The sequence below is a fragment of the Vibrio wakamikoensis genome (genome assembly GCF_050337275.1).
In the GTDB taxonomy this organism is placed as follows: Bacteria; Pseudomonadota; Gammaproteobacteria; order Enterobacterales; family Vibrionaceae; genus Vibrio; species Vibrio chaetopteri.
This window is the reverse complement of record NZ_JAKJST010000026.1, coordinates 22,048-34,322: the sequence shown is the minus strand read 5'-3', so window position 1 is coordinate 34,322 and position 12,275 is coordinate 22,048. Positions and strand designations below refer to the sequence as shown.

The window sequence follows — 12,275 nt, the reverse complement described above, 5'->3', positions numbered from 1 at the left end:
TAGCCAAAGAGTTGCATACAAGATTATTAATAAGGAGTCGTTATGGGGGAAAAAACCAAAGTGCCCTTCATTTCTGACACAGTTGAGATAGATGGCATTTTTTACGTTGAGCAACGTGTCGCTACTGGGGAAAGACGCAAGATAAAGTCAAAACGTGTTCTGTATGAAAGACGTTTTCAATCCGATCCGCGCGAGAATTACGGTAAGCATATTGATGAGGAGGTCTAACGACCTCCTTTTGCTTTTTTGCGCTTATTTATTTGGTGATGATTTCCGGGCCCATCAAGGTCGTTGGTAACCAAGTTGACACCCAAGGCACGTAAGTCACGATGATCAGGAACAAGAACATCACGGCCACCCATGGCAGTGCGGCTTTCACTACGCCCATCATCGACATCTTCGCCACACCCGCCGTCACAAACAAGTTGAGCCCAACAGGTGGCGTTATCATGCCTATTTCCATATTCACTACCATCATAATCCCTAGATGAATAGGGTCGATGCCAAGCGCGATAGCAATTGGGAACACCAAGGGTGCCACAATAATCAGTAGGCCTGACGGTTCCATAAACTGACCACCAATAAGCAACAGAACGTTCACTACAATCAGGAAGGTAATAGGCCCCAAACCCGCAGATAACATGGATTCGGTGATCATCTGTGGAATACGTTCTTCAGTCAGCACGTGCTTAAGGATCAGTGCGTTAGCGATGATAAACAGCAGCATGATGGTGAGCTTACCCGCTTCAAAAAGCGTGTGCTTGGTATCTTTGTGTACAAAGGTCTCAAACACTTTAATAAGCACTGGCTTAGTATTTTCTTTATCCGCAAACGGCCCCATATCTTTGTAGATAAAATTGGCAATCATGAACGAGTAAACCGCTGCCACTGCCGCTGCTTCCGTAGGGGTGAATACCCCGCCGTAGATACCACCTAGAATGATGACTACCAGCAGCAAACCCCAACTCGCCTCACGGGCAGAATCAAACACCTCTTTCCAGCCCACAAATGGCTGCTTGGGAAGCCCTTTTACTTTTGCGGCAATGTAAATGGCGATCATCAGCATGAGACCCGCTAGTAGCCCAGGAATAACGCCGCCAAGGAACATACGGCCGACTGACACATCAGTTGCAGCCGCATAGACCACCATAACAATGGAAGGTGGAATAAGAATGCCTAAAGTGCCCGCGTTACAGATAACCCCTGCGGCAAACTCCTTGGTGTAGCCGTTTTTGATCATACCTGCGATAACGATACTACCGATGGCAACCACCGTCGCTGGCGACGAGCCAGACAGAGCCGCAAACATCATACACGCCACTACCGATGCCATCGCAAGACCACCACGGAACCAGCCTACCATTGCAATCGCAAAACGAATAATTCGCTTCGCTACACCGCCCGTGGACATAAAGCTTGATGCCAAAATAAAGAAGGGAATCGCCAGAAGTGTGTAGTGACCGGCAAATGCATTAAACAGGGTTTGCGCCACCGACGCCAATGATGCGTCTGAATGCATCAAAAGAAATAGAATACTCGATAGGCCAAGTGATACCGCGATCGGCACCCCGATAAGCATAAAGCCTATCACCATCAAAAAGAGTAATAGAATGTCCATGCTTATTTATCCTTGTCCTTAACGTTATCAAACGCGTTATCTTGCATTTCAGCTTTCAGCGCTTCCAGATCTTCTTCCGCTTCATGGCCGGCAATTAAGCGATCCAGTTTTCCGGTGATAATTTGGTACGCTGCCTGGGTAAATCGAAATGTCAGCATCGACATACCAATAGGCAGTGCCATATAAGGAATAAAGCGCGGCATTTTTTCATAGCGCTCACCTTCATTGAGCCAATCTGATAAAAACTGCAGCATTTCAGGCATGGGAATATCATCGGTTTCATACCAAGCTCTCTCGGTGACAAACGGATACCAATAGTTCCATGAGCCGATGAGAAGTAGGACAGAGAATGTTAGACAAGCCAAAACAGACAAGATAGCAAACAGCTTACGGTGCTTCTCCGACACCATATTGATCACCACATCCACACCGATATGAAAGTGTTTCTTCACACCGTAGGACGCACCAACCAGCACCATCCAGGCGAACATAAAGACGGTCAGTTCAAGTGCCCACAAAATGTTGTCGTTAAACACATAACGAGAAATAACATTGGCAAAGGTCAACAGCGTCATCGCACCAAGAAAGAACGCGATCAGCGTTTCTTCAAAGGCATCGGTGACCTTACCAATACGAGAAATAAGAGACTGTTCCATGTGATACATCGCTTTTGTAATAATTGGGACAGGGAGATGGCCTCACATCCGGTGAGGCCATGTACGGCTTAATGGTTATTGTTGGTTAGACGCTAGCGCCGCTTCGATGAGATCAGAGCCGATGTCTTTCTCAAACTTCTGCCATACCGGTTGAAGCGCTTCTACCCACTGCTGACGTTGTTCTGGCGTCAGAGTACGCACCACACCGCCCGACTCAACAATGTTGTTCTTGTTGGCTAGGTTTACCTTGGTTGACTCAGCATTACGGGTGTCAGTCACTTCTTTTAGGATTTGTGCAAACTGCTTACGGGTGTCTTCTGGCATACCATCCCAGAATTCGCGAGAAGTCACGACTAGGTAATCAAGAATGCCGTGGTTGGTTTCTGTAACACCGTCCTGTACTTCGAAGAATTTCTTACCGTATATGTTTGACCAAGTATTCTCCTGACCATCAATAACCTTAGTTTGTAGGCCGCCATACACTTCTTTGAACGACATTTTCTGAGGGTTAGCACCGAGCTGCTCAAACTGCGCAACCAGTACGTCTGATGCTTGAACACGGAACTTCAGATCTTTCGCATCACCCGGTACCAAAAGCGGCTTGTTCGCCGACATCTGTTTCATGCCGTTATGCCAAAACGCAAGTCCTTGCAGGCCGCGACGTTTCATCGCATTTTTCAGTTGTTCACCCGATTCTGAGTTTTGGAAACGATCCACCGCTTCCACGTTTTCAAACAGGAATGGCAAATCGAAGATGCGGTATTTCTTAGTAAACTTCTCGAATTTAGAAAGTGAAGGAGCGGCAAGTTGAACATCGCCGTTCAAAAGGGCTTCGAGAACTTTGTTGTCATCGTACAGTGTCGAGTTGGGGAATACCTGCATACACGCTTTACCGTTCATCTCAGTATTCACACGCTCTTCGAGCAATGACGCAGCGATACCTTTCGGGTGCTTGTCCGTATTGGTTACATGACTGAACTTGATGACGATTTCACCCGGGTCACAGTTCGCAGCGGCATTGAAGCTAACAAGAGCAAGAGCAGAGGCAGACAGTAGGGATAGAGGCTTTAACATTATTATTCTCCTTTGGATTGATGCAGTCCCGTCTATGGGTACTGATGGGTATTAAGGAGCAATAAGGGTGCCAGTGTTAAATAGTTGTTACTTTTCAATCAAATAGGATCATTATCACTTGATAGGTTCGAGTTTGGGGTTAGATAATGGGTGGAAAGTGACACATGGGGAGTTGGGGGATTGGTGGGAAATGGCCGAAAAGTTTTGTTGGGAGAGTAGAGGAAAAAGAAGAGCACCCCCTCTAGCTCCCCCGGCTGCGCGCCCCGTTATAAGGGGAGACTAGGAGGGGTAAAGCTCTTTAAAAACGCGAAGCATCAAGCCCCACAGCCCTACACCAACAACCTCTCCTCAGTCACAGCATCAAAAAACACCGCCTTAGACATGTCAAAGTACAGCGGCGCTACTTGACCCACACTGGCATCAAACTCAGGAGACAAACGACACGCTACTTCTTGGTCATTGACCTTAACCATAGCGATGACATCAGGCCCTGTTGGCTCAAGTACTTCCAACTTAAGGTTCACTTGAGTCGCAACGGCCGTCTCTTCTTCCAGCTTTTCAGTGATGTGTTCAGGGCGCAGACCAATCACAATCTCATTGCCGTCTTGTGGACGTAATGAGTCAGGCAGAGCAACGACGTGCTGCTGATTGTCACCAGAGAACACACGAATAATCGGCTTATCATTCTCATCCAAATCAACACGTGTCTTGATGAAGTTCATCGATGGTGAGCCCATAAAGCCTGCGACAAACATATTGTTTGGCTCGTTATAGATCTCTTTGGGTGTGCCCAATTGCTGCAACTCACCGTCTTTCATGACTGCGATGCGATCAGCGAGCGTCATCGCTTCGATTTGGTCATGCGTTACATACACAATCGTCGTATTTAACTGCTGATGGAGGCGCTTTATCTGATGGCGCATCTCAACACGCAGCTTCGCATCTAGGTTAGACAGCGGCTCATCAAACAAGTAAAGCTTAGGACGTCGCGCCAGCGCTCGGCCCATTGCTACCCTTTGTCTTTGACCGCCTGAGAGCTGCGATGGTTTGCGATCGAGAAGATGGTCGATTTGTAGCATCTCAGCAACGCGATTGACTTCGGCATCAATTTGCTCTTGGGGCATCTTGCGAATTTTTAGACCAAAGGCGATGTTGCCACGTACCGTCATGTTTGGATAAAGGGCGTAAGATTGAAACACCATAGCGATATCACGATCTTTTGGCTGTACCTGAGCGACATCACGACCATCAATCACGATTTCACCTGCGCTGATATCCTCAAGACCCGCAATGGTGTTCATCAAAGTCGATTTGCCGCAGCCCGATGGCCCAACAAGGATAAGGAACTCACCGGAGTCGATACTGATATCGATACCTTTGAGGGTTTCGTTGTCCGCATTGCGATAGGTCTTGCGGATCTGTTTAAGTTCTAATGTTGCCATGTTGATTATCCTTTTACTGAACCCGCAGTGAGACCGCGAACAAAATACTTCCCTGCCAGTACGTAGACCACCAGCGTTGGCAACGCAGCGATGATCGCAGCGGCCATATCAACGTTGTACTCTTTGACGCCAGTACTCGTGTTGACCAAGTTGTTGAGTGCGACCGTTATTGGTTGCGTCTCTGAGCCTGAATAGACGACCCCGAATAAGAAGTCATTCCAAATTGAGGTGAACTGCCAAATCACTGTCACCATGATGATAGGTGTCGAGAGTGGCAGCAGGATTTTAAAGAAGATGGTGAAGAAGCCTGCGCCATCGAGTTTGGCCGCCTTGACGAGCTCATCCGGCACCGCAATGTAGAAGTTGCGGAAAAACAGTGTCGTAAACGCCATACCATAGATAACGTGTACCGCGACTAAACCCGCAGTTGTGTTCGCCAGACCTAGTTTGCCAAGTAGTGCTGCCATAGGTAGCAAGATGACTTGAAATGGAATAAAGCATCCGAACAGTAGCAAGCTAAAAAACAGATCTGAGCCTCGGAACTTCCACTTAGTGATCACATAACCGTTGAACGCACCAAGCAAGGTTGAAATTGCCACGGCCGGGATCACCATTTGGAATGAGTTCCAGAAATAGCTCTTTACCCCCTCACATTTAACGCCAGTACAAGCGCTACTCCATGCTTTGCTCCATGCGTCAAATACCCACTCTGTTGGTAGCGACATCAGGTTGCCAGCCTTAATGTCAGGCAGCGTCTTAAATGAGGTGATGACCATAACAAACAGTGGCATCAGGTATACCAAGCAGAAGAAGGTCAACGCCGAGTAGATAAAAAGTCTTGAGAGATTCATCGACGTATTCATGATTTCTTCTCCCTAAGTTCTGAGTACAAGTACGGAACCAAAATCGCCAATATCCCTGCGAGCATCATCATGGCACTCGCTGCGCCGAGACCAACCTGACCACGGGTAAATGAGTGTGCGTACATGAAGAGCGCTGGTAAGTCAGAGGAGTAACCAGGGCCGCCTGCGGTCATCGCTGTCACCAAGTCGAAACTCTTGATGGCGATGTGAGACGTAATGATGACTGCACTAAAGAACACCGGGCGCAGACAAGGCAGAATGATTTTCCAATAGATAGTTGGCAAATTTGCACCATCGATTTGCGCCGCTTTAATGATCGACGAATCAATACCGCGAAGCCCGGCTAGAAACATCGCCATCACAAAGCCAGATGATTGCCAAACCGCCGCTATCACTAGGGTATAAACCGCCATATCGGAGTTGACCAGCCAATCAAACTTAAAGTTTTCGAAACCCCAGTCATGCATGAGCTTTTCGATGCCGAGACCTGGGTTTAAGATCCATTTCCACGCCGTACCTGTGACAATGAAAGAGAGTGCCATCGGGTAGAGATAGATAGTACGAATTGCGCCTTCTTGGCGGATATTTTGGTCAAGCAATATTGCGAGTCCCACACCGAGGACAATCGCAATTAGCATGAACAACACGCCAAAAATACCAAGATTGGTAATAGAAGTGATCCAACGGTCGTTCTCCATCAGCTTCTCATATTGAGTAAAGCCGACAAAGTTAAACGAAGGGAGAAAACGCGAGTTGGTTAATGAGATCGCCGCGGTCCAAAAGATGAACCCGTAGATACACACTACGGTAACCAGCATGGTGGGTGCCATGACTATTTTGGGTAGCCAATGTTGAAGGCGATCTACCAAGCTGAGTTTTGGCGCGGACTGCTTATTCGAGTCTTGTGCATTCAAAGCCTGCTCCATAACTTTTCCTTACTGATAACTGCTTTCGGAATTGAGCAAGCGCTAAGGGTGCAAGGCACCGCTCTCTCCCTAATTCAAGGGAGAGAGTCAGCTTTAACGCTTAGTTTAGGAGGAAGTGACTAGATAGCCGCTTTAACTGCTTTCGCTAGCTTTTGTGCTGCTTCTTTTGGATCCGCTTTTGGATCATTAAAGAAGTTTGTGACTACGTCGTAGATGGCACCTTGAGCGTAACTGGTCGTCGACATGCCATGAGCCATACTCGGTACAAGATCACCGGTTTTCGCCGTTGCTTTGAAGCTCGCCATTGAGTCCAGAGCACATTGGTCAAACGCGCTCATGTCCATATCGGTACGAACTGGGATGGAACCCTTGTTGAGGTTGAACACTTCTTGGAATTTCTTATCCAAGATAGTTGCTGCTAACGCTTTTTGCGCTGCTACGTTGCTTTCATCTTTGATTTCAAAGAACGCGAAGCTATCAACGTTATGCGTGAACTGGCCATCTGTACCCGGAGCTGGAGCACAGATATAGTCTTTGCCCGGTACCTTACCAGCAGCAGTGAACTCACCTTTCGCCCAGTCACCCATGATCTGCATTGCCGCTTCACCATTGATCACCATCGAGGTTGCAACGTTCCAGTCACGGCCTGGAGAGTTCGCATCGATGTAGTCATGCACTTTTTGGAACTTGGTGAAGACTTCCACCATCTTGTCACCTGATAGCGTGTCCATATCTAGGTCGACGAATGCTTTACGATAATCATCTGAACCTAGTACATCCAGAGCAACCGCTTCAAATACCGTTGCGTCTTGCCATGGTTGACCACCGTGTGCGAGAGGGATAAAACCTGCTGCTTTGATTTTCTCTGCTGCGGCAAAGAAGTCATCCAGCGTTTTCGGAACTTCAACACCGGCTTTTTTCAGAACTTCTGGGTTAGCCCAAAGCCAGTTAACACGGTGCACGTTGACGGGCACTGCCACGTACTCACCGTTGAATTTCATGATGTCAGTCACCATGCTAGGAACACTTTGATCCCAACCGCCAGATTGTGCCACGCTATCAAGGTTAGTTAGGAAGCCCAAGCCGCCCCACTCCTGAATATCATGACCTTTGATTTGTGCCGCAGAAGGTGGATTACCAGACACTGCGCGCGTTTTTAGTACTGTCATCGCACTTTCACCGCCACCGCCTGCAACAGCAAAGTCTTTCCAAGAGTGACCTTGCTCTTCTAACATCGCCTTCAGTTCTTGTACGGATTTCGCCTCACCACCAGAGGTCCACCAGTGAAGGACTTCCACTTCACCTGCACTAGACAGCGAAGGTAGGGTGGCAGCAGCGAGGGATAGAGTCAGTAGGGTTTTATTCATTTTCATTGTTATCTTCCATGTATTGGATTAGACAAAGGGCTATTCTTGCCCCTGTTCGATACATAGTGTAGAAAAAACCAGCAATCCTCATTGCAACAAACTGTTAACTCAAGGTAACAGAGATGTTACACTGTGAAATCTATCACTAAGCTTCTAAATTAGGTGGAATATAGACTTTCACCTCTAAACCACCTTGCTCTGAATTTTGTAGCACAAGGTCTCCGCCCAGGCCGTGCAAGATGCTGCGGCAAATTCCAAGACCTAAACCGTGCCCATCTTTATCATTCGCGAGACGAGTATAAGGCTCAAAAACCGCTTCTAATTGCGCTTCTGGAATGCCATTACCTTTGTCTAGAATTGTGACAACGATCCATGTCGGATTCTCTTCGATGGATACAAAAGCATGCTTACCGTACTTCACTGCATTGTCGATGAGGTTGGTTAACACACGCTTAATCGCCAAAGGTTTAAGTACCACTGGCTCCATTTGCAGCGCTGTAAAACTCACTTGCGTGTGCACCTGATTGTAGGTTTCCGAGACGTTTCTGATCATCTCATTGAGATCGACAAAGTCATTATTCTCATGCAAATCCGTATCACGTACACACTGCAATGCGCCTTTAACCATCATCTCTAGATCATCGAGATCTTGGTTGAACTTGTAACGCCTAGCGTCATCGTCAAGTAATTCAGCACGCAGTCTCAGTCGGGTGATAGGTGTTTTTAAGTCATGAGAGATGGAAGAAAATAAATGTTCTCTATCAGACACATACTTTCTAATTCGAGTTTGCATGCGGTTGAATGCCCGCGTTGCGGTCACTAGCTCCGTTGCCCCTTCTTCTTTTAGTGGCGACTGATCAATGTCCATGCTCATTTCATTGGCGGCTTTCGCCAAACGTTTCAGTGGTTTCACTTGTGCTCGTACAAGCAAAAATGTCAGTAGCAGCATCAGTGAGGTAAAAATAACCAAAAACACCAACTGGTCTTTAGAGAAAAACTGATCATCGAGCTGCATATAAGGAGAAGGCAGCAAAGCAGCGATATAAATCCACTCCCCTTGCTTGAGCTTGAGCTGTACCACCAAAATCGGTGGATCTAGCGGTCCCAAGGTCAACGTATGGTGAGCCCACGACCTGGGTAAATCATTAAGAAAAATATCGTTTTTAAGTAACCTTAGATTCTCAGCCTTTGAGAAATCCACCTTGACCGCTTCGATGGTTGGAAGCTTATCAATCAGCACCCTTTTCACCGACATCATCGCCGCTTCTTTTAGCGGCGTATCTGGAATGGGCTCAACCAACAGCTCTTCATGATTAAAGGAAACAAAGAAACGAGTACCCCCCATATTACGGATTTGATCCAGCACGATATGACGGTACTTAATCGGTAACTTTTGAAAAAAGGTCACGGTAGAAGCAAACATAGTCGCCATGCTGGCTGACGTATCGCGAATACCAGAGAGTTCATCCTGCTTGGTTTTCTGATACCAAATGGCAGTCAGAACACTCTGAGAGCAAAAAACTGCAAGCAGAGTCAGCAGTAGCGTTCGAGCAACCAGAGAGTTCGGGCTCAATCGCTTGAACCAGCGTGTTCTAGACATGAATTATTGACCGTATTCCACAGGCACTGAAAGGATGTAACCATTACCACGCATGGTTTTGATATAGTGAGGAAACGCTTTACTGGTTCCAAGACGATTACGAATACGGCTCAATTGAACATCAATCCCACGTTCATAAGGCAGCGCTTCACGGCCGCGCGTGGCAAAAGAGATGGTATCTCGGTCAAGAATTTCATTCGGACGCGATAGAAATAGCATCAACAGCGCAAAATCACTACCGGAAAGATCGTGGCTGCGCCCATTAGCTCTATTCGTCATTCGGTGAGCAATAGTGTCGAGGTGCCAATCACCAAAGTCTATGGTTCTTGGCGGCGTATCATCATGCTTATCTTCATGAATATGTGCGCGGCGTAGCAAGGCTTTAATGCGGGCCATTAACTGCCTTGGGCTGAACGGCTTAGCGATGTAGTCATCGGCACCAATCTCAAGGCCAATAATCTGATCGGTTTCATCGGATACTGCGGTCAACATGATGATAGGCACTTGAGACTCGCGCCTTACTCGCTGGCATAGCGTAAAACCATCATCACCAGGTAACATCACATCTAGCAAAATGAGATCCGGATAACCCTTGGCTTTGATGAACAGCTCCATCTCTACGCCATCTTCCGCCCCTGAAACTTGAAAGCCTGCTTTGGTCAGATACTCTTCAAGCAATAGACGGATTTCCTCGTCATCATCCACAACTAAAATGTGCGTCTTAGCCTGCATTATGTTCCCTTAAGTCTGCACTGCGATCTCTACAGTGTAAGGGTTTTAGCTAGGAGTTATTATTGATTCGTTTATAAATTTTGCTACTTAGTTTTGCTCAAGGTCACAAAAATGACATGGAAGTGCCCAATTTGAACGTTTACCTACATTAAGAAGAGCAGCTAATCTCCATTCTCTTGCCCCATTCAGGCGGAATCTTTGCCAAATGGTTGTACTCAGGCTGTTCATCATAAGGCGTTTTTAACACATCCGCGAGTGTAAGAACGAGTGAAAAGTCCCCCTGTTCGGCTTTATCGATAGCCTGCTGAGCCAAGTAATTCCGCAGGATGTACTTCGGGTTTGCTTTGCGCATCTGCTCACAGCGCTCAGGTGTTTTGAGAGCCTCTTTTTCACAGCGCAATAAGTACTCACTGAGCCATTTCTCTGCCTTGGTTCTATCTACAAACAAATCAATGATCGAAGCGCTATCATGGCTATCTAGACAAGATAAAGCTCTAAAAAAACGAGTGTAATCGACACCTTCCGACTCCATGAACGCGAAGCTATCATTAAAAAATGCACCATCCTCTGGGTATTTTTCAACTAAGCCAAACTTAGCGCGTATATAGGCGCTGTATTGGCTTTGAAGCCTTGGAGTGAACTGCTCAAGTGCCTGCTCTAAATCTGCACGCACGATAAAAGGAGTGAGCGCCTGCGCTAAAGCGGTCAAATTCCACAGTGCGATAGAGGGCTGATTATTGAACGCATAACGCCCTTGATAGTCTGAATGATTACAAATATAACCTGGCTCATAATCGTCCATAAATCCGAATGGGCCATAATCAAAGGTTTGGCCGAGTATCGACATGTTATCGGTATTCATCACCCCATGAGCAAATCCTTTTGCTTGCCAATGGGCTATCATGTCGGCTGTTAATGCAACGATACATTCGAACATCGCAAGATATGGCTGCTTCGTGTGCTGGCATTGAGGGAAGTGCCACTCAATCACTTTATCTGCTAAATGCTGTAAGTGATCGTGCTGCTCGGTATAAAAGAAGTGTTCAAAATGGCCAAAACGAATATGGGTCTCTGCCAGACGAAGTAGTAAGGCGCCTGATTCAACCTTCTCTCGATACACAGGCGTATCTGTAACCATCATGCCAAGGGCACGAGTGGTTGGAATACCCAATCCTGCCATGGCCTCGCTACACAAATACTCACGAATGGTTGAACGCAGCACTGCGCGTCCGTCTCCCGAGCGTGAGTAAGGCGTTTGCCCTGCCCCTTTTAAATGTAGATCGAATACGCTGCCAGAGTCCGAGATCAGCTCCCCAAGCAATAGTCCTCGTCCATCACCTAAATCTGGATTGTAGATGCCAAACTGATGCCCAGCGTATTTCATCGCTAATGGTTTAAATTGTTCAGCGAGGGAGGTGCCAGACAAAATTTTTAAAAGCTCAGAGGATTGATTAGCGTTACCGGGAAAGCCAAACCGTTCAGCAAGTGGTTGATTCCAAATCACCCATCTTGGATTGTCGAGGGGAGTAGGCAAAACATAGCGATAGAAGCCGGAAGGCAACGTTGTGTATCGGTGAGTAATCGCGATTCGATCTAACAGCGGCATATCGGTCTCATTACGAGATATCAAAGACAATTGATATGAGTATAGCGACTAGAAGGGTTTAAAAAAGAAACGAAAAGTGTGGGTATTGTGTGTAGCTTCGCCTAGAGGAACGCCCATTTGCGAAGATTGCTGTCTGCAGTAACTACTAAATACAGAGAATGCAGTGAATCGAAGCGTTTGGGCTGTCCCCTAAGAAGTATTGTTATTAGAGCATCGCAAGAATTGCGATCACTGTACCTAGAGAGAAAAGGCAAGTGCGACTAATAACGCCAAGGTTGGTAGGTTGAATCATTTCTTGATGCATAGGCAATATCTCCTTTTTATTACACTACGATTACAATGTAGGCCGAAATGGGTGTTTTCACAACATACATCGCACAATTATTTGAAA

General features: G+C 46.8%; 11 protein-coding genes. 1 reads left to right on the top strand and 10 read right to left on the bottom strand.

Translation table 11 applies throughout. The features are described 5' to 3' along the window. The first annotated feature begins 42 nt into the window (after positions 1 to 42). Positions 43 to 228 carry a hypothetical protein gene (locus tag L4C42_RS15770; RefSeq protein WP_429761193.1) on the top strand — a complete coding sequence of 62 codons (186 nt, stop codon included), beginning with the start codon at positions 43 to 45 and terminating at the stop codon, positions 226 to 228. Between the two features lie 28 nt (positions 229 to 256). Here the strand turns inward: L4C42_RS15770 and L4C42_RS15765 are convergent, their stop codons facing one another. From L4C42_RS15765 to L4C42_RS15720, 10 genes are all read right to left on the bottom strand, one after another. Further along, on the bottom strand, positions 257 to 1,618 hold the full coding sequence (locus tag L4C42_RS15765; RefSeq protein ID WP_429761191.1) for a TRAP transporter large permease: 1,362 nt from the start codon (positions 1,616 to 1,618) through the stop codon (positions 257 to 259). A gap of 2 nt (positions 1,619 to 1,620) precedes the next feature. Then, positions 1,621 to 2,274 (bottom strand): TRAP transporter small permease, encoded by a 654-nt coding sequence (locus tag L4C42_RS15760; protein ID WP_429761189.1) that lies wholly within the window; start codon positions 2,272 to 2,274, stop codon positions 1,621 to 1,623. Positions 2,275 to 2,349: 75 nt separating this feature from the next. Next, the gene (locus tag L4C42_RS15755) at positions 2,350 to 3,348 is read right to left on the bottom strand and encodes a TRAP transporter substrate-binding protein (RefSeq protein WP_429761187.1); all 999 of its coding nucleotides are present in this window, start codon (positions 3,346 to 3,348) and stop codon (positions 2,350 to 2,352) included. 329 nt (positions 3,349 to 3,677) lie between these two features. Then, entirely contained in the window at positions 3,678 to 4,790 is a 1,113-nt protein-coding gene (locus L4C42_RS15750) for an ABC transporter ATP-binding protein (protein WP_429761185.1), read from the bottom strand. Positions 4,791 to 4,795: 5 nt separating this feature from the next. Then, a complete protein-coding gene (locus L4C42_RS15745) occupies positions 4,796 to 5,653 on the bottom strand; it encodes a carbohydrate ABC transporter permease (RefSeq protein ID WP_042474016.1) in 858 nt (285 codons plus the stop codon). After that, positions 5,650 to 6,579, bottom strand: a complete 930-nt coding sequence (locus L4C42_RS15740; RefSeq protein WP_042499000.1) for a carbohydrate ABC transporter permease — start codon at positions 6,577 to 6,579, stop codon at positions 5,650 to 5,652. The genes L4C42_RS15745 and L4C42_RS15740 overlap by 4 nt, the downstream gene beginning before the upstream one ends. Positions 6,580 to 6,698: 119 nt before the next feature. Next, positions 6,699 to 7,952 carry an ABC transporter substrate-binding protein gene (locus tag L4C42_RS15735; protein ID WP_429761182.1) on the bottom strand — a complete coding sequence of 418 codons (1,254 nt, stop codon included), beginning with the start codon at positions 7,950 to 7,952 and terminating at the stop codon, positions 6,699 to 6,701. Positions 7,953 to 8,091: 139 nt separating this feature from the next. Next, positions 8,092 to 9,546, bottom strand: coding sequence for an ATP-binding protein (locus L4C42_RS15730; RefSeq protein WP_429761180.1), 1,455 nt, complete (start codon positions 9,544 to 9,546; stop codon positions 8,092 to 8,094). 3 nt (positions 9,547 to 9,549) lie between these two features. Next, positions 9,550 to 10,278 (bottom strand): response regulator, encoded by a 729-nt coding sequence (locus L4C42_RS15725; protein WP_353498108.1) that lies wholly within the window; start codon positions 10,276 to 10,278, stop codon positions 9,550 to 9,552. A 148-nt stretch (positions 10,279 to 10,426) separates the two neighbouring features. Further along, complete coding sequence (locus L4C42_RS15720; protein ID WP_429761177.1) at positions 10,427 to 11,884, bottom strand: protein adenylyltransferase SelO; 1,458 nt, start codon at positions 11,882 to 11,884, stop codon at positions 10,427 to 10,429. Between the last annotated feature and the right edge of the window lie 391 nt (positions 11,885 to 12,275).